Genomic DNA, 17,194 nt, shown 5'->3' with positions numbered 1-17,194 from the left:
GGGCGCGTTTCGGCGTAAACATGATAGTGTCCTCTCATCCATTTTCTGTCATCGGCGCCTCAACGCGCCGTTGAGCAGGAGTAACTCCGCCTCCGGCAAAAGGTTCCATGGATCCTTTTCCGCACCTGCGCGTAAGTGATGCATAAAGGGAGCGAAACCTGCCCCGCCGAATAGAATCAGGAGATTTCCATGAAACGTTTGAACCGCGCCCTGGCTGCCGCATTCTGCTTGCTGGGCATGCCAGCCGCCGCCGAGGAGATCGGCCAGATCGGGGTCGACTGGGTCGGCAATGATATTGTGATCGAGGCGATCTCCGATCCCAAGGTCCAAGGTGTCACCTGCCACATCGCCTATTTTGAGCGCGGGCTGATTGACCGGCTGTCCAAGGGCAACTGGTTCGAGGACCCCTCCAACGCCTCGCTGGCCTGCCGCCAGACCGGGCCGATCACGCTGGGCGACATCGACCGCAGCGATGACGGCGAGGACGTGTTCCGGGAGTCGCGGTCCATCATCCTCAAATCCCTGCGTGTGAAACGTCTGTTCGATGAAACCAACCAGACGCTGATCTATGTCGCCCACGCAGCCGAGCTGACGGATGGCTCCGCCAAGGTCTCGATCTCGACCGTGCCGCTCTATCAGCCCGACTGATAGACGGCAGACACCTCTGCCCGGATGATCCGGGCGATCTGGGCGCAGTCCTCCAGGCTGAAGGTCAGCGGCACCCGCATGTCGATGACCCCCGCCAGGATGCGGTCGCTTTGCGGCAGCCGCGGGGTGTCCGCATAGCGCCAGCTGTCATAGCGGGAGGTGAAGGCAACAGGCTCCGGCGTGCCGAACCATTTCAGCTCCACCCCGCGGGCGGCACAGCGGCGCACGGCCTCCTGCACGGCGTCTTCACTCCAGTCCAAAAGCAGGAACTGGATGGAGGAGCCGACATAGTCCTCCTGCGCGGGTCGCTCCACGACCGTCAGGCCTGGCGTGCCGCGCAGACCGTCCTCCACCGCGCGGTAGCGGTCGTTCCAGCGTTCCACCTGAGTATCCAGGTCGCGCAACTGCGGCCGCAGGATGGCGGCGCGCAGGTTGTCCATGCGGCCCGAGATGTTGGGGGTCTCGTATTTCACCCGCTCAAACACCTCTGGCCCCGGCGCCGCCAGATGGCGGCCATACAGCATGTAGGAGCCCGACATCATGATGGCGCGGGCGGCAATTTCCTCATCATCCGTGATGAGCAGCCCGCCCTCGCCCGAGTTCACATGCTTGTAGGTCTGGCAGGAATAGCAGCCCACCGCGCCATGGCGGCCCGACAGCACCCCGTTCCAGGAGGCGCCCATGGTGTGGGCGCAATCCTCGATCACGGTGATACCGGCTGCGTCGCAGATCTCCATCAGCCGGTCCATGTCGCACAGATGCCCGCGCATGTGCGACAGCATCAGCACTTTCGCCTGATCCGCCTTCGCCGCCAGATCCTCCAGGTCGATGGTCAGGCCTTCGGTCACCTCGACAAACACCGGCTCCGCCCCGACAGAGGCGATTGATCCAGGCACCGGCGCCAGTGTGAAGGCGTTGGTCAGAACCTTGTCGCCGGGCTTCACCCCGACCGCGCGCAGCGAGGTCGCCAGCGCATAGCCGCCGGACGCCACCGCAAGGCAGTATTTCGCGCCCGTCTGCGCCGCGAACTCCTGCTCCAGCAGGGCGGTTTCCCCTGCCTCGCCCTCTGCCACGTTATAGCGGTGCAGCCGCCCGCTACGGAGCACCGCCAGCGCGGCCTCGATGGCGTCTTCAGGGATGGGTTCCTGCTGGGTGAAAGACCCGGAAAATGTCTCGCTCATGCGGCGTTTGTGAGCCGCTGCCCCTCAAGGGTCAAGAGAGAACCCGAAAGGACGGCTTTCCCGAAACTAAGTTGCGGGATCACGCAATCAGCCGGTCCGCGACCTCCGGCAGGTCCTCGAACCGGTCGAGCAGAGCCTCGGGTTTCAGCGCCGCCATGTCATCGCCGGAGGGCCCGAAGGTCACCAGCACCGACGGCACACCCGCATTGGCAGAGGTTGTGCGGTCAGTGTCGCTGTCACCGACCAGCAGCGTGCGCGCCGGATCGCCGCCAGCGCGGCGGGCGGCCTCGAACAGCGGCTCCGGGTCGGGTTTGCGCACCGGCAGCGTGTCCGCCCCAACCAGCGAGGCAAAGGCATCCCGCACGCCAAGGCTGCGCATCAGCTGCTCTGCCAGCCCTTCCGGCTTGTTTGTGCAAATGCCGACGCCGAAGCCCGCGGCTTTCAGCACCTCCACAGCCTCCATTGCACCGGGATAAAGTATAGTGTGGTGGTCGATAGCATCGCGATAGGCTTCCAGCAGAACCGGATAAAACTCATCGACGGTGGCGGGGTTGAACTGCCCTGCCCGTTTCAAACCTGCGGTCAGCATCATCCGGCCGCCGCGCAGAGCGACGCCTGCATCTTCGGGATGGCTCAGCACATCGCCCAGCCCCATCTGCCGGAAGCAGAAATTGGCCGCCGCCAGCAGATCGCCCGAGGTATCCGCCAGCGTGCCGTCCAGATCGAAGATAACTGTTCGCATACCCTGCCCTTTCGGCACTTTTCCGCCGCCGCATGTTGCAGCCCGCAATCTAGTTTGATGGCGCTATCCCTTGCGCCCTGCCCCCCAGCGGATAAAACGGGAGCGCTAAAAACACAAAGAGAAAAGCGATTATGAGCATTGCCCTTGTCATCCTGGCGGCCGGAAAAGGCACGCGGATGAACTCCGACCTCCCCAAAGTCCTGCACCCGATCGCCCAGGCGCCGATGCTGGAGCACGCTATGGCTGCAGGCCGCGCACTGGAGCCGGAGCGCACCATCATTGTGGCAGGTCACGGGGCTGAGGCAGTGCGTGAGGCGGTAGCCGAAATCGACGAGGAGGCCGAAGTCGTCCTTCAGGAGGAACAGCTTGGCACCGCCCATGCGGTGAACCAGGCCCGCGCCGCGTTAGACGGCTTCGAGGGCGATGTGGTTGTGCTTTACGGCGACACGCCCTTTGTCAGCGCCGAGACGCTGGAGCGGATGGTCGAAGCCCGCCAGCGCGCCGATCTGGTGATCCTGGGGTTCGAGGCTGCCGACCCGGGACGTTATGGCCGCCTGGTGATGAACGGCGACAGCCTGGAGCGGATTGTCGAGTTCAAGGACGCCTCTGAAGCCGAGCGCGCCATCACCTTCTGCAATTCCGGGCTGATGGCCTGCAAGGCCAGCGCGATGTTCGATCTGATCGCCCGGGTTGGCAATGAAAACGCCTCGGGGGAATACTACCTGACCGATCTGGTGGAACTGGCCCGCCGCGAGGGCTTGAAAGTCACCGCCGTGTCCTGCGACGAGGCGGAAACGCTGGGCGTCAATTCCCGCGCGGAACTGGCGCAGGCCGACGGGCTGTTCCAGGCACGCGCACGGGCCGAACTTCTGGACCTGGGCGTCACCCTGATGGCGCCGGAAACCGTCTACCTCTCTTTCGGGACCATCATCGGCCGCGACACGGTGATCGAACCCAATGTGGTCTTCGGCCCCGGCGTGACGGTGGAAAGCGGCGCGCTGATCCGGGCGTTTTCGCATCTGGAGGGCTGCCACGTCAGCCGCGGTGCCAAAGTGGGGCCTTATGCCCGCCTGCGCCCCGGTGCGGAGCTGGCGGAGAACACCCACATCGGCAACTTCGTCGAAATCAAGAACGCCGAGATTGCCGAAGGCGCCAAGGTGAACCACCTTAGCTATATCGGCGACGCCGCGGTCGGCGAAGCAACCAATATTGGCGCGGGCACAATTACCTGCAACTATGACGGTGTGATGAAGCACCGCACCGAAATCGGCGCCCGCACCTTTATCGGGTCGAACACCATGCTGGTGGCCCCGGTGCGGGTCGGCAACGAGGCGATGACCGCGACAGGTGCCATCATCACAAAGAATGTCGAAGACGGCGACCTGGCCATTGGCCGCGCTGAACAAACCAACAAACCGGGCCGCGCGCGCAAGCTCATGGAGATGCTGCACGCCAAGAAAGCCCGCCTGCAAAAGGGAGCCAAGTGATGTGCGGAATTGTCGGCGTACTGGGCAATCACGAGGCCGCCCCGATCCTGGTCGAGGCGCTGAAGCGGCTGGAATACCGCGGCTATGACAGTGCGGGCATCGCCACGGTGAACAGGGGCGAACTGCACCGCCGCCGCGCGGTGGGCAAGCTGGTGAACCTCTCCGACCTCCTGGTGCACGAGCCGCTGGCCGGCAAGGCCGGGATCGGCCACACCCGCTGGGCGACCCATGGCGCGCCGTCCGTCAGCAACGCGCATCCGCACCGCGCGGGCGCCGTCGCCGTGGTGCACAACGGCATTATCGAGAACTACAAGGAACTGCGCGCAGAGCTGTTGAACTGCGGCCTGGAGTTCCGCACCGAGACCGACACCGAAACAGTTGCCCTGATGACGGAACGCTACCTGCAGGAGGGCCTTGCGCCGGCGGATGCCGCCTTCAAGACGCTGGACCAGCTGGAGGGCGCCTTTGCGCTCGCGTTCCTGTTTGACGGCGAGGAGGACCTGATCGTCGCCGCCCGCAAGGGCTCGCCGCTGGCAATCGGCCATGGCGACGGCGAGATGTTCGTGGGCTCCGACGCCATTGCCCTGGCGCCGCTGACCGACCGGATCACTTATCTGGAGGAAGGCGACCGCGCCGTCGTGACCCGCGCAGGCGCCGAGATCCGCAACGCGCATGGCGACCTGGTGAACCGCGAAACCAAGACCATCCAGATCGACGCCGCCCAGGTCGACAAGGCCGGCCACAAGCACTTCATGGCCAAGGAAATCGCCGAGCAGCCCCATGTGATCGCCGAGGCGATCCGCCATTACCTGCCAGTCGAGGAAGATACCGTCCGGCTGCCCGGAGAGGTTGATTTTTCTCAGGTCGAGCGGCTGACAATGGTCGCCTGCGGCACCGCCTATTATGCCTGTGTCACCGCCAAATACTGGTTCGAACAAATCGCCCGCCTGCCGGTCGAAGTCGATATCGCTTCCGAGTTCCGCTACCGCGAGCCGCCGATCCCGGCCAAGACACTGGCCCTGTTTGTCTCGCAATCGGGTGAGACCGCCGACACCCTGGCGGCGCTGCGTTTTTGTCAGGAGAAGGCGAACAAGATCCTGTCGGTGGTCAACGTTCCCGAAAGCTCCATCGCGCGGGAAAGCGATCTGGCGCTGCCGATCTTTGCCGGCCCTGAAATCGGCGTCGCCTCCACCAAGGCCTTCACCTGCCAGCTGACGGTGCTGCTGGCGCTGGCGCTCAAGGCCGCCTGCGACCGCGGACACCTGAGTGCTGAGGAGATGGCAGAGTATGCCACCGCGATCCGCGGCCTGCCCAATGTCCTGTCTTCCGCGCTGGAGCAGAACGAGGCGATCCGCCAGGCCGCTCAGAAGGTGAGCGAAGCCCGCGATGTGCTGTTCCTGGGCCGCGGGCTGATGTTCCCGCTGGCGCTGGAGGGCGCGCTGAAACTCAAGGAAATCAGCTACATCCATGCCGAGGCCTATGCCTCCGGCGAGCTGAAGCACGGCCCCATCGCGCTGATTGACAAGAACATGCCGGTGGTGGTGCTGACGCCCAAGGATGCGCTTTTTGACAAATCCGTCTCCAACATGCAGGAGGTGCTGGCCCGCAAGGGCAAGGTGCTGATGATCTCCGACCAGGACGGGATCAACGAGGCCGGCGACGACGTCTGGTGCGCCATCCGGATGCCGCGGGTCAAGGAGGCGCTGACACCGATCCTCTACGCCATTCCCGCCCAGCTCTTGGCGTATCACACTGCGGTGGCCAAGGGCACCGATGTGGACCAGCCGCGCAACCTGGCGAAATCGGTAACGGTCGAGTGACCGCCGTGACGCTGCAGGAGGCTCTGGCGCAGCTGAAAGCCTTGGCCGAACCCGGCCGGGCAGAACAGATGGCCGCCTATCACAAGCAAACCCGCGCGGTTCTTGGCGTGCCCAACCCGGCCACCAATGATCTGACCAAAGCCTGGCGGCAAACCTTGAACACTGAAGAACGTGCCGGGCTGGCGCGGGCCCTGTGGGAGAGCGATGTCTTCGAGGCCCGCATCGCCGCCGCCAAACTGCTGACGCAGGCCCGGATCAAGGACGACCAGGCTATCTGGGCGCTGCTGCAAACCTGGGTGCCGGAGTTCGACAGCTGGGCCATTGCCGATCACGTCTGTTCCGCCATTGCCAAGCGGCTGCAGGCGGATCCTGAGCGGCTGGACACGGTGGAGGCCTGGTCGCGCTCCGACCATATGTGGACGCGCCGCGCCGCGCTGGTGGCCACTCTGCCCTGGGCCAAGATGAATAACGTGAAACCGGCGGATCAGGACCGGCGAGAGCGCATTCTTGGCTGGGCGGCCGCGTATGTGCCGGACCGGAACTGGTTCATTCAAAAGGCCATCGGCTGGTGGCTGCGCGACCTCAGCAAGCATGACGCCGCCCGCACCCACGCCTTTCTGGACGCGCATGGTGCGGAGATGAAAGGTTTTGCCCGCAAGGAAGCGGCGAAGTATCTGAAACACGCCTAGCCCTGCCAGGGTCGCGCCCGGCACCCGCCGGGCAGCGCACGCCCCCGCCCTAATAGGGCGGGGGCTCCCCCTCTTGCAAAACCAGAGCTCAGCCTGCGGGCAGCACCTGCACTTCGGCCAGTTCGGTCAGCGGCAGGCCCAGCGCGCGCATGGCGCTGATCGACAAGCGGCTGCCGCCCGATTCCGCACCCGGAACCGGTTTCAGTGTCACCACCGCCTCAGTGTTGCGGCCCGTCCGGATCAGCGCCTGCTGTTCTGCCGCCACCAGCGGCGTCTCCATCCACATCCCCGGAACCGAGGGATCGCCCAGCGACGCCACCGTGGTGGCGGAGCCGCGGAACGACGGCGCTGCAGGCACGGCGGGATCCGCCTCCGCCACGTCAATACCAGGAGCAGGCTGCAGCATAGGGTCCTGCGGCTCAGACGGCGCCGGTGCATCCCGGCCATTCAAAACGGAAGAATTCAGCTGGATGCCTTCGCAGGCCGCCAGCAGGGAAATCGAAGCAAGGGAAAAGAATATCATACGCATGGGCAAACCCTAGCTATCCGCGAAACTCTTTGCCAGACACAAAAGCTGTCCCCCCTTGCCGCGGGCGGTGCCCCGCTTTACCTAGGTAGCATGACGGCTCCGCTTATTGATCCCTTCGCCCGCGCAATCACTTACCTGCGTGTCTCGGTCACCGACCGCTGCGATTTCCGCTGCGTCTATTGCATGTCCGAGAATATGACCTTCCTGCCCAAGAAGGACCTCCTGACGCTGGAGGAGCTGGACCGGCTCTGCTCCACCTTCATCCGTCTGGGTGTCGAGAAACTCAGGATCACCGGCGGCGAGCCGCTGGTGCGCCGCGGCATCATGACATTCTTCCAAGCGATGAGCCGCCATCTGAACACCGGCGCCCTGAAAGAGCTGACGCTGACCACCAATGGCTCGCAGCTGGTGAAATACGCCGATGACCTCTATGCCGCCGGGGTGCGCCGGGTGAATATCTCGCTCGACACGCTGGATGAGCAGAAGTTTGCGGACGTGACCCGCTGGGGCCGGCTGCCGCAGGTGCTGAAAGGCATCGACGCGGCGCAAAAGGCTGGCCTGCGGGTCAAGATCAACAGCGTTGCGCTGAAAGGCTTCAACGAGGCAGAGCTGCCCGCCATCACCCGCTGGTGCGCCGAACGGGACATGGACCTCACCTGGATCGAGGTGATGCCGATGGGCGAAGACATCGGCAATATGGAACGCATCGGGCAATACTGGTCGCTGAAGGACGTGCGTGCGGAATACGAAAACCACTACACGGTAACTGACCTCGCTGAGCGCACCGGCGGGCCTGCCCGCTATGTGCGGCTGGAAGAGACCGGCCAGAAAATCGGGTTTATCACCCCGCTCTCCCATAACTTCTGCGAAAGCTGTAACCGGGTGCGGGTGACCTGCACCGGCGAAATCTACACCTGCCTCGGCCAGGAGGGCAAAGCCGACCTGCGCGCGCCCCTGCGCGCCAATGAGGAAGGCACCGGCGTGCTGGAGGCCGCCATCCGCGCCGCCATCGGCGACAAGCCCCGCGGCCACGACTTCGACTACTCGCGCCAGGAAGTCGGCGGCAAGATGACCCGCCACATGAGCCACACCGGCGGCTGACCATGTCCGGGAACACGCCCGCGCGGCCGACGCTGCTGTACTCCCTTTATTGCGGCGCCAGCGCGCTGATTGCCCCTTTCGCCTGGCGCAAGGTCGCGGCCAAGCTGCGCGATTACGGCTTGCCGGAAGAGCGCGTGCGCGAGCGCCTTGGCCATGCCTCCCTGCCCCGCCCCTCCGGGCGGCTGATCTGGTTCCATGCCGCGTCGGTCGGCGAAAGCCTGTCGGTGCTGACCCTGATCCGGCGAATGGGCGAGCAGGCCCCGGATGCGGAGTTTCTGATTACCTCCGGCACGCCCACCTCCGCCGAGCTGATCGCCAAACGGATGCCGCCGCGCTGCCGCCACCAGTTCCCGCCCTTGGATACCGCTGCCGCCGTGGACCGCTTCCTCACCCATTGGCGCCCGGACCTGGGGGTCTTTGTCGAAAGCGAACTGTGGCCGCAAATGCTGGTGCGCGCCCGCCAAGCAGGCTGTCCGCTGGTGCTGCTGAACGCCCGGCTGTCGGACAAATCGGTCGAGGGCTGGAAGAAACGCCCGGACACCGCACGCTTCATCCTGGATCAATTCGATCTGCTGGTCACCCAGAACCGCAAAACGGCTGCAAACCTGCAGGCAATGGGCGCCGCGCAAGACCGCATCCGCCCCGGCAGCAATCTCAAGGCCGTCTCCGCGCCGCTCCCGGTTGACCAGGATATCCTCACCAAGGTGCACGGCAGCATTGGGGACCGCCCCATCTGGATTGCCTCCTCCACCCACGAGGGCGAGGAGGAGACCGTGCTGGAGGCCCATCAGGCGCTGCTGAAACAGCACCCGGATCTCTGCCTGCTGCTGGCCCCCCGCCATCCGGAGCGCGGAGACGCCGCGGAAGCTCTGGTGACTGCTGCGGGCCTCAGCTGTGCACGGCGCAGCAGGGGCATGCTGCCGGGGCAAGCCACGCAGGTCTATCTGGCGGATACGCTGGGCGAGGTCGGCACCTGGTACGCGCTCAGCCCGCTCGTGTTCCTGGGCGGGTCCTTGCGCGAAATCGGCGGCCACAACCCGTTTGAGCCGATGCAGGCAGGGGCCGCGGTCATCACCGGCACCGGGCATTACAATTTTGCCGAAACCTATGCTGAGCTGTCCGCACTTGGCGCCGCTGCGGAAATCGGCTCTGCTGGGGAACTGGCGGACCAGGTTGCGGAATGGCTTGAGAAGCCGGACATTTTCCAGGCCGCACGCGATGCCGCCGGGCAGTTCATCTCCCGGCAGTCGGATCAATTGGACCAGACGGTAGACGCCCTGCTGGCGCTTCTGCCCCCGCAAAGGAGGCCATGATGGCACAGGTTGATGCCAATACAATCGAAGTCATCGCGCCGAACTTCAAACGCCGCCTGTCCGGGGTGACCTCGACCATCGTGCGGCTGGTGCCGCTGCAACGCCGGCAGATCGCCATTGCCACCGCAGGCAGCGGCCTGCCCGGGGATATGCCGCATCTGTCGGCGGCGCAGCTTGTGTTCATGAACCGCAACGGCCCTGCGGGCGCCCGTGTCTGGCACGCCCGGCGCAATGTGGAAATGCTGGGCGGGCTGGCGCTTAAATATCTCCTGGGCAAACGGCTTAAGCTGCTGTTCACTTCCGCCTCGCAGCGGCAGCATTCGGACTATACCAAGTGGCTGATCTCACAGATGGACCGGGTGATTGCCACCTCGGCCAAGGGCGCGGCCTACCTGGAGAAGCCCGTGCAGGTAGTGCATCACGGGATCAACACCGAGGAATTCTGCCCGCCCGCCGATAAACCGGCGCTGCGGCGCGAGTTGGGCCTGCCGGAAGAGGCCATCCTGATCGGCTGCTACGGGCGCATCCGGGCGCAGAAGGGCACCGATGTTTTTGTCGATGCCATGCTGGATGTGCTGAAGGCGCACCCCAAGGCGGTGGGTCTTGTGATGGGCCGCGCCACCGAAAAACACGTGTCATTCGAGAAAGAACTGCGTGGCAAGGTCGAGGCCGCGGGCCTGTCCGAGCGGCTGCTGTTCCCGCCCGAGGTGCCTGTCTGGGAAGTCTCCCATTGGTATCAGGCGCTGGACCTCTACGTGGCGCCGCAGCGCTGGGAGGGTTTCGGCCTGACCCCGCTGGAGGCCATGTCCTGCGGCGTGCCGGCCGTTGCCACCCGCGTCGGCGCTTTCGAGGAGCTGATCGCTCCCGGTGAAACCGGTCTGCTGATCGACCCGGGCGAGGCCGGTCAGATGGTGCAGGCCATCAACGAGGTGCTCTCCACCAATGGCCGGCTGGCGGAGTGGTCAGAAGCCGCCCGCAAACACGCGATGACCAATTTCGCGCTGGAGAAAGAGGCGGAAACCCTCGTCACCATCTACCGCGAGCTGCTGGAACACTGACCCCCGCGCCATAGCGCAGCCTGATCCCTCTTCATCTGGCTGAAAATATCATCGGGGGTGAATTGAGCCGAAGGCTCAAGAGGGGGCAGACAGCCCCCTCCCCCTGGTGCTGATCAAGCCGCAGGCATCCGCTGCTCGACGATCTCCGCCCACCAGCTGCAGCCCGCGGGGATGGCATCGTCGTTAAAGTTGTACTCCGGGTGATGCACCATCGCGGTGTCGCCATTGCCCATCAGGATGTAGGCGCCCGGGCGCTCCTCCAGCATGAAGGCAAAATCCTCGCCGCCCATCACCAGCGGCGCATCCTCGCAGGAACCGGCGACACTGGCCGCCACCTTGGCGGCAAACTCGGTCTGCTCCTCGTGGTTCACCATCACCGGATAGCCGCGGTGATAGGTGACATCGGCAGTGCCGCCAAAGGTCGCGGCGATTCCGGTGCAGACCTCGTTGATCCGCTTCTCTGCCAAGTCGCGCATCTCGCCAGACATGGTGCGCACGGTGCCCTTGATCTGCACCTTCTGCGGGATCACGTTGAACGCTTTCGACGACGTCTCAAACGAGGTCACCGAGACCACGATCTGATGCACGGGGTCAGCATTGCGCGAGGCGATGGTCTGCAGCGCCAGCACGGCTTGGGCAGCCAGCACGGTCGTATCCACGGTCTCATGCGGCTTGGCGGCGTGGCCGCCGCGGCCCTCGAAGGTGATGTCGAACTGGTCGGTGGCGGCAAAGAAGGAACCCGGGCGGAGGGCAAAAGTGCCCAGCGGCTGGCCCGGCCAGTTGTGCAGGCCGTAGACCTCCTGCACACCCCAGCGGTCCATCAGACCGTCGTCGCACATAACCTTGGCGCCGCCGCCGCCCTCTTCGGCGGGCTGGAAGATCACCACCACGGTACCGTCGAAATTACGCGTCTCCGACAGGTACTTGGCCGCGCCCAGCAGCATTGCGGTATGGCCGTCATGGCCGCAGGCGTGCATCGCGCCGGGTGTCTTGGAGGCATAGTCCAGCCCGGTCTGCTCATGGATCGGCAGCGCGTCCATGTCGGCGCGCAGGCCGATCACCTTGCCGGAGGTGTCCGCCTTGCCCTTGATCACGCCGACCACGCCGGTGCGGCCGATGCCGGTCACCACCTCGTCGCAGCCGAATTCCTGCAGCTTCTCCGCCACCAGGGCGCTGGTGCGGTGGGTTTCGAACAGGATTTCCGGGTTTTCGTGGATGTCACGGCGCCAGGCGGTGATTTCATCCTGCAGTTCGGCAAAGCGGTTCTTGACCGGCATTTCTCACTCCTTTGGTTGTCTTTCCCCGCAGCCTCAGGCCGCGGGCATTCTTCGTTCCACCAGCTCGGCAAACCAGCTGCATCCCAGCGGGATCGCTTCGTCGTCAAAGACATAGGCCGGGTGGTGGCACATCTGGGTGTCGCCATTGCCGAGGAAGATATAGGCGCCGGGGCGTTCCTCGAGCATGTAAGAGAAATCTTCCGACGGCATGATCGGCGGGGTCTCAGTGTTGACCTCGGCGGAGACAGCCTGCGCCGCCTCTATCGCGTGGGCGGTTCCGTTTTCATCATTGATAGTCACAGGGTAGCCGGGCAGCCATTCAACTTCAGCCGTGGCGCCGAATGCTGCGGCGGTGTTTTCCGCCACCCGGCGCACCCAGTCCTCGGCCTGGGCACGGCATTCGGGGTCCAGGGTGCGGACGGTGCCCTGCAGTTTGGCGGTATGGGCGATCACGTTGGACGCGGTGCTGTCAGTCTCAAACGTGCCAACGGTCAGCACCACCCGTTTCACCGGGTCCACGTTGCGGGAGACAATGGAATGCAGCGAGACCACGATTTGCGAAGCTGCCAGGGTGGTATCAATCGCGTCGTGCGGGGCAGCAGCGTGGCCGCCCTTGCCGGTGACCGTGATGACAAACTCGTCCGAAGACGCCATGAGCGGACCGGGGCGGATAGCGAATTCGCCCACCGGCAGGCCTGGCATATTGTGCAGGCCGTATACCTCCTGAATGCCCCAGCGGTCCATCAGGCCGTCATCGCACATCGCCTTGCCACCGGCGCCACCTTCCTCGGCCGGCTGGAAGATCAGCACCGCCTTACCGTCGAAATTCCGTGTCTCTGCAAGGTACTTGGCCGCCCCCAGCAGGATCGAGGTATGGCCGTCATGGCCGCAGGCGTGCATCACGCCGGGCGTCTTGGAGGCATAGTCCACGCCGGACGCCTCGGGGATCGGCAGCGCATCCATGTCGGCACGCAAACCGATGGCGCGGCCCGAGGTGTTGGTCTTGCCCTCGATCACCGCGACCACGCCGGTCTGGCCGACGCCGGTGGTGATATCGGTGACGCCGAACTCCTTGAGCCGCTCCACCACAAAGGCGGCGGTCTCATGCACCTCGTACATCAGCTCGGGGTTTTCGTGCAGATGACGGCGCCAGGCAGTGATCTCCTGGTGCATCTCGGCAAAGCGGTTCTTGGCCGGCATAATCCCCTCCCCTTTACTGTTTCAGGTTCCGTTGCGGCAGACTGTCCGCGAAAAAACTTAGCTTCGCAAGTATCCGGGGCCGCCTGGACGCGGCGGAACCCGCCAGAGTGGGGTGACATGCGTGCACCCCCTGCACCACCTGTACACCCCCCGTACGCCTTCCACACCAATCTGAGCACGAAAGGCCCGGTTTCAAGGCGCTGGGATCACCCCCGCAGCTTTTCCACCAGCCCGCGCATGAAGGCATGGCCCGCGTTGAACTGCGCCACTGTGATGTACTCATTGGGCTGATGCGCCTGGGCGATGTCGCCGGGGCCGCAGATTACGGCAGAATAGCCTGCCTTCTGGAACTGCCCGGCCTCGGTGCCGTAGCTGACCACGTGGGAGCCATTGTCGCCGGTCAGGCTGCGCACCAGCGCCTCCGCCACGCCGTCCTGCTCCGGGACCAGGCCCGGCACATCGAAATGCTTGGACACATCAATGCGGGCCTCCGGGTGGATGGCCTGCATTTCCGCTTCGACCGTGCGCACCTTGGCGAGATAGGCCGCTTCCCAATCGGCGGCGTTTTCCCCTGGCACCACCCGGAAATCCATCATGAAGCGGCAGTCCTTGGCGGTGATGTTATGGGCGGTGCCGCCCTCGATCATGCCGACGTGACAGGTGGTCCAGGGCGGGGTGAACATCGCCTGCACCTCGCCGGGCTCTTTGGCCATGTTCTCCGCATTCTTCTGGTTGGCCCAGTCGATCAGCTTCGCTCCTTCCATGATGGCGCTGACGCCAGTGTGCATGAGCGAGGAATGCACCTCGAACCCGACCAGATGGGTGGCATAGCCGGTGCCGCCCTTGTGGCCGGTCACCGCCTTCATCATCGAAGGCTCGCCCACGATCACAGCGGAGCCCTTGGGCAGCACGGGCTGCATCGCCTCAATCATCGGCGGCGCGCCGGTGCAGCCGATTTCCTCGTCAAAGCTCAAAGCCAGTTGCATCGGACGTTTGACGCCCTGCTCATGCGCCTCGACCAGCGCCCAGATGGCGAGGGCATCATAGCCCTTCATGTCGCAGGTGCCGCGGCCGAAGTATTTGCCGTCATTCTCCACAACGGAGAACGGGTCGGTGTCCCAGGGCTGGCCGTCCACGGGCACCACGTCGGTATGTCCCGACAGCACCACGCCCCCCTCTTCCATCGGTCCCACGTGGGCAAAGGTGGCAGCCTTGTGCGGCTGGTCCGGGTCCACCCAGCGGTGGCTTTCGATGCCATGGGAGGACAGATAGTCCTGCACCCAATCCACCAGCGGCAGATTAGTGTCCCGGCTCACGGTCGGGAAGGAGACCAGCTGTGTCATGATCTCCAGCGGCGTCAGTTTTTTAGTCATAGTCTGTAGCCCCCTGAAACAGTAAGCACCTCGCCTGTGACGAAGCTTGCTCCGCTCCCAGCCAGGAAACTAACCGCCGCTGCTATATCGGATGGCGAGGGCAACCGGCCCAGCGCAGTCAACTTTTCGAATTCACCCACCAGCTCCGGCGGCCTTGGGTTCTGTGGGTCATTGACCGCACCCGGAGCCACGGCATTAACCCGGACACCTCGCGGTCCCAGCTCTTTGGCCATGCCGCGGGTCCACAGCTCCAGCGCCGCTTTGCTGGCCCCGAACAGCGCGGCTCCAGCCGGAGGCATACTTGCGTTTACCGAAGAAATGGAGATCACGCCCGCACCGGGTGTCAAATGCGGAAGCGCGGCGGCCAGCAATCCCTGAGCGGCAAAGAGGTTTACATCGAACATTTCCCGCAGGGCAGAGCTGTCGAAAACTTCCGGACCATCGGATGCGATAGCACCGGCGTTATTAATGATCAGATCTATCCGGCCAAAGTGCTGCAACGTGCGCTCCACCACCATGGCAGGTGCTTCCGGATCACGGAAGTCCGCGCGCACCGCGAGAAAGGAACTGTCCGCAGGGCGGGTTTCCAAATGGGTTATCGCAACGGAGTAGTTTCCTGCCAGCTCCTGAGCGATGGCCTGCCCGATCCCGCGGGCCGCTCCTGTCACCAAGGCGACAGGCCGGTCCTGCGATGCTACCGCCATCATCAGTAGCCGCTGTCGGTGGTCAGCACGAAATGGCCGGGCTCCAGCTCCAGGTATTCCGACGGGTCCGGCTCATAGCCCACCTCGTGGATCGGCGACGGGATCGGCTTGAAGTTCAGTTCCTTCTCGGACTTGCGCTGGCGCGGGTCGGCGATCGGCACCGCCTTCATCAGCGCCTGGGTGTAGGCGTGCAGCGGGTTTTCGAAAACGCGCTCGCGCGGGCCGATTTCGACGATGCGGCCCAGGTACATGACGCCGACCTGATGGCTGACGCGCTCCACCACCGCCATATCGTGGCTGATGAACAGGAACGACAGGCCCAGTTCCGCCTGCAGCTCCATCATCAGGTTCAATACCTGCGCCTGCACCGACACGTCGAGCGCCGAGACGGCCTCATCCGCGACGATCAGCTTGGGGTTCAGGGCGAGCGCGCGGGCAATGGCGATCCGCTGCCGCTGGCCGCCGGACATCTCATGCGGATAGCGGCGCATGAAGCTGCGCGGCAGGTGGACGCGGTCGAACAGGCTGGCGACACGGTCTTGCAGCTCGGAGCCGGAGGCCAGGCCGTAGTTGCGCAGCGGTTCTGCCACCTGATCCATCAGCTGCATCTGCGGGTTCAGCGACGCAAAGGGATCCTGGAAGATCATCTGCATGTCCTGGCGCGCCTTGTGCATTTCGGAGGCGCTGAATTTCAAAACGTCGCGGCCTTCGAAATCGACCTTGCCTGACAGCGGCTCCACCAGACGCAGGATGGATCGGCCCGCGGTGGACTTGCCGCAGCCGGATTCGCCGACCAGCGACAGGGTCTGGCCTTTGAACACCTTGAAAGAAACGTCCTCCACCGCGTGCACGTTGGAAATGGTGCGGCGCAGCAGCCCGCCCTTGACCGGGAAACGGGTGGTCAGGTTCTGCACGTCCAGCAGCACCTCATCGGTGCCCTTGATCGGCTCGATCTTCTGGTCCTCAACGCCCATCAGCTTCATCGGCTCGGGGTACTGCTTGCCGCGCATCTCGCCCAGTTTCGGAACCGCCGCCAGCAATGCCTTGGTGTAGTCATGCTTGGGGTTCTCGAATATTTGCTCGACCGGGCCTTCCTCAACCTTGTTGCCGCGGAACATGACGACCACGCGGTCGGCCATCTGGGCGACCACCGCCATGTCGTGGGTGATGAACATCACCGCCGTCCCGGTCTCGCGCTTGAGGCGGTCCATCAGGGCCAGGATCTCCGCCTGGATGGTCACATCCAGCGCGGTTGTGGGTTCATCCGCAATCAGCAGCCGCGGCTCGCAGGCCATTGCCATGGCGATCACCACGCGCTGGCGCATGCCGCCGGAGAGCTCGTGCGGGTACTGCTGCAGGCGCCGCTCCGGCTCAGGGATGCGGACCTGGCGCAAAAGCTCCAGCGCGCGCTCCTCGGCCTGGGCCTTGTTCATGTTCTTGTGGATGCGCAGCCCTTCGGTCAGCTGGCGGCCGACGGTGAACACCGGATTGAGCGCGGTCATCGGCTCCTGGAAGATCATGCCGATCTCATTGCCGCGGATCTGCTTCATCATCTCCTGTTCGGTGTCCGCCAGGTTTGTCTCGCCGCCATCGCGCCGGTCAAACAGCAGCTCGCCGCCGGCAATCTCGCCGCCGCCGAACTCCACCAGCCGCATCAGCGACAGCGAGGAAACCGATTTGCCGGAGCCGGATTCGCCGACGATGCAAACGGTTTCGCCCGGGCTCACGTCAAAGGAGACGTTCTCGACACCGACAACCGGACCGTCCTTGGTCTGAAACTCCACGCGCAGGTTTCGAATGGACGCAATAGCGTTGTCCAGCATGACGGCTTCCCTATCTTTCATTCCCCAAGCCGGCCGCAGATCGCGGCCTCAGCACCCGGAGTAAACTCTACTTTGCACAAAAATGCTCATGCAAATAATGCATAGGCTTTTCGAAATTGGAATTTGCAATTTCCCGGGAAGTGGTTTTCGATACCCTCGTGGTTGCCTGCAGAGCGTCATGCGCCGGTGCGTCCGGCAACATGTTAAGAGTGCTTAATGCCTGCGATTTCAGCCTGCCTGCAGGTGCGA

15 protein-coding genes are annotated in these 17,194 nt (G+C 64.2%); 7 read left to right on the top strand and 8 right to left on the bottom strand.

Annotation, left to right across the window (positions count from 1 at the left end):
* Positions 1-189 precede the first annotated feature (189 nt).
* The gene (locus tag ACTRWG_RS13065) at positions 190-648 is read left to right on the top strand and encodes a CreA family protein (protein WP_027237079.1); all 459 of its coding nucleotides are present in this window, start codon (positions 190-192) and stop codon (positions 646-648) included.
* Here ACTRWG_RS13065 and ACTRWG_RS13060 read toward each other — a convergent pair.
* The gene (locus ACTRWG_RS13060; RefSeq protein ID WP_027237078.1) at positions 636-1,829 is read right to left on the bottom strand and encodes a DegT/DnrJ/EryC1/StrS family aminotransferase; all 1,194 of its coding nucleotides are present in this window, start codon (positions 1,827-1,829) and stop codon (positions 636-638) included. The genes ACTRWG_RS13065 and ACTRWG_RS13060 overlap by 13 nt on opposite strands.
* 79 nt (positions 1,830-1,908) lie before the next feature.
* Positions 1,909-2,571 carry an HAD-IA family hydrolase gene (locus ACTRWG_RS13055; protein ID WP_027237077.1) on the bottom strand — a complete coding sequence of 221 codons (663 nt, stop codon included), beginning with the start codon at positions 2,569-2,571 and terminating at the stop codon, positions 1,909-1,911.
* Positions 2,572-2,702: 131 nt separating this feature from the next.
* Here ACTRWG_RS13055 and glmU point away from each other — a divergent pair, with 131 nt between their 5' ends.
* Genes glmU through ACTRWG_RS13040 form a run of 3 tightly spaced genes read left to right on the top strand, consistent with a single transcriptional unit; the run spans position 2,703 to position 6,567 of the window.
* Positions 2,703-4,058 carry a bifunctional UDP-N-acetylglucosamine diphosphorylase/glucosamine-1-phosphate N-acetyltransferase GlmU gene (gene glmU / locus ACTRWG_RS13050; protein ID WP_027237076.1) on the top strand — a complete coding sequence of 452 codons (1,356 nt, stop codon included), beginning with the start codon at positions 2,703-2,705 and terminating at the stop codon, positions 4,056-4,058.
* Entirely contained in the window at positions 4,058-5,878 is a 1,821-nt protein-coding gene (gene glmS / locus ACTRWG_RS13045; RefSeq protein WP_027237075.1) for a glutamine--fructose-6-phosphate transaminase (isomerizing), read from the top strand. The genes glmU and glmS overlap by 1 nt, the downstream gene beginning before the upstream one ends.
* A 5-nt stretch (positions 5,879-5,883) precedes the next feature.
* Positions 5,884-6,567 (top strand): DNA alkylation repair protein, encoded by a 684-nt coding sequence (locus tag ACTRWG_RS13040; protein WP_027237074.1) that lies wholly within the window; start codon positions 5,884-5,886, stop codon positions 6,565-6,567.
* Positions 6,568-6,655: 88 nt separating this feature from the next.
* Here ACTRWG_RS13040 and ACTRWG_RS13035 read toward each other — a convergent pair whose 3' ends face one another.
* The gene (locus tag ACTRWG_RS13035) at positions 6,656-7,096 is read right to left on the bottom strand and encodes a hypothetical protein (protein ID WP_027237073.1); all 441 of its coding nucleotides are present in this window, start codon (positions 7,094-7,096) and stop codon (positions 6,656-6,658) included.
* A gap of 90 nt (positions 7,097-7,186) precedes the next feature.
* Between ACTRWG_RS13035 and moaA the strand changes: the two genes are divergently transcribed.
* Genes moaA through ACTRWG_RS13020 form a run of 3 tightly spaced genes read left to right on the top strand, consistent with a single transcriptional unit; the run spans position 7,187 to position 10,568 of the window.
* Positions 7,187-8,197, top strand: coding sequence for a GTP 3',8-cyclase MoaA (moaA, locus tag ACTRWG_RS13030; RefSeq protein ID WP_027237072.1), 1,011 nt, complete (start codon positions 7,187-7,189; stop codon positions 8,195-8,197).
* Between the two features lie 2 nt (positions 8,198-8,199).
* Complete coding sequence (locus tag ACTRWG_RS13025) at positions 8,200-9,510, top strand: 3-deoxy-D-manno-octulosonic acid transferase (protein WP_027237071.1); 1,311 nt, start codon at positions 8,200-8,202, stop codon at positions 9,508-9,510.
* Entirely contained in the window at positions 9,510-10,568 is a 1,059-nt protein-coding gene (locus ACTRWG_RS13020) for a glycosyltransferase family 4 protein (protein ID WP_027237070.1), read from the top strand. The genes ACTRWG_RS13025 and ACTRWG_RS13020 overlap by 1 nt, the downstream gene beginning before the upstream one ends.
* Positions 10,569-10,681: 113 nt before the next feature.
* Here ACTRWG_RS13020 and ACTRWG_RS13015 read toward each other — a convergent pair whose 3' ends face one another.
* The 5 genes from ACTRWG_RS13015 to ACTRWG_RS12995 form a co-directional block, all read right to left on the bottom strand.
* Entirely contained in the window at positions 10,682-11,845 is a 1,164-nt protein-coding gene (locus ACTRWG_RS13015; RefSeq protein WP_027237069.1) for a M20 aminoacylase family protein, read from the bottom strand.
* Positions 11,846-11,878: 33 nt separating this feature from the next.
* Positions 11,879-13,045 (bottom strand): M20 aminoacylase family protein, encoded by a 1,167-nt coding sequence (locus tag ACTRWG_RS13010; RefSeq protein WP_462829403.1) that lies wholly within the window; start codon positions 13,043-13,045, stop codon positions 11,879-11,881.
* A gap of 206 nt (positions 13,046-13,251) precedes the next feature.
* Positions 13,252-14,418: an acetylornithine deacetylase gene (gene argE, locus ACTRWG_RS13005; protein ID WP_027237067.1), complete on the bottom strand. Its 1,167-nt coding sequence runs from the start codon at positions 14,416-14,418 to the stop codon at positions 13,252-13,254.
* Positions 14,415-15,125, bottom strand: coding sequence for an SDR family NAD(P)-dependent oxidoreductase (locus tag ACTRWG_RS13000; protein WP_245597389.1), 711 nt, complete (start codon positions 15,123-15,125; stop codon positions 14,415-14,417). Before ACTRWG_RS13000 ends, argE begins: the two co-directional genes overlap by 4 nt.
* A complete protein-coding gene (locus ACTRWG_RS12995) occupies positions 15,125-16,945 on the bottom strand; it encodes an ABC transporter ATP-binding protein (protein ID WP_027237065.1) in 1,821 nt (606 codons plus the stop codon). Before ACTRWG_RS12995 ends, ACTRWG_RS13000 begins: the two co-directional genes overlap by 1 nt.
* Positions 16,946-17,194: the final 249 nt, after the last annotated feature.

Source organism: Leisingera sp. G5_S3_59_S7 (genome assembly GCF_054968485.1).
Note: the sequence above shows the minus strand (reverse complement) of the source record. Positions and strands in the feature narration are given on the sequence as shown.

Excerpts from the sequence above, each read along its gene's own strand:
- ACTRWG_RS13000 (WP_245597389.1), bottom strand. The coding sequence starts at position 15,125 with ATGATGGCGGTAGCATCGCAGGACCGGCCTGTCGCCTTGGTGACAGGA.
- argE (WP_027237067.1), bottom strand. The coding sequence starts at position 14,418 with ATGACTAAAAAACTGACGCCGCTGGAGATCATGACACAGCTGGTCTCC.
- ACTRWG_RS13025 (WP_027237071.1), top strand. The coding sequence starts at position 8,200 with ATGTCCGGGAACACGCCCGCGCGGCCGACGCTGCTGTACTCCCTTTAT.
- ACTRWG_RS13015 (WP_027237069.1), bottom strand. The coding sequence starts at position 11,845 with ATGCCGGTCAAGAACCGCTTTGCCGAACTGCAGGATGAAATCACCGCC.
- ACTRWG_RS13060 (WP_027237078.1), bottom strand. The coding sequence starts at position 1,829 with ATGAGCGAGACATTTTCCGGGTCTTTCACCCAGCAGGAACCCATCCCT.
- ACTRWG_RS13055 (WP_027237077.1), bottom strand. The coding sequence starts at position 2,571 with ATGCGAACAGTTATCTTCGATCTGGACGGCACGCTGGCGGATACCTCG.
- glmU (WP_027237076.1), top strand. The coding sequence starts at position 2,703 with ATGAGCATTGCCCTTGTCATCCTGGCGGCCGGAAAAGGCACGCGGATG.
- ACTRWG_RS13010 (WP_462829403.1), bottom strand. The coding sequence starts at position 13,045 with ATGCCGGCCAAGAACCGCTTTGCCGAGATGCACCAGGAGATCACTGCC.
- ACTRWG_RS13020 (WP_027237070.1), top strand. The coding sequence starts at position 9,510 with ATGGCACAGGTTGATGCCAATACAATCGAAGTCATCGCGCCGAACTTC.
- ACTRWG_RS12995 (WP_027237065.1), bottom strand. The coding sequence starts at position 16,945 with ATGCTGGACAACGCTATTGCGTCCATTCGAAACCTGCGCGTGGAGTTT.
- ACTRWG_RS13065 (WP_027237079.1), top strand. The coding sequence starts at position 190 with ATGAAACGTTTGAACCGCGCCCTGGCTGCCGCATTCTGCTTGCTGGGC.
- moaA (WP_027237072.1), top strand. The coding sequence starts at position 7,187 with ATGACGGCTCCGCTTATTGATCCCTTCGCCCGCGCAATCACTTACCTG.
- glmS (WP_027237075.1), top strand. The coding sequence starts at position 4,058 with ATGTGCGGAATTGTCGGCGTACTGGGCAATCACGAGGCCGCCCCGATC.
- ACTRWG_RS13035 (WP_027237073.1), bottom strand. The coding sequence starts at position 7,096 with ATGCGTATGATATTCTTTTCCCTTGCTTCGATTTCCCTGCTGGCGGCC.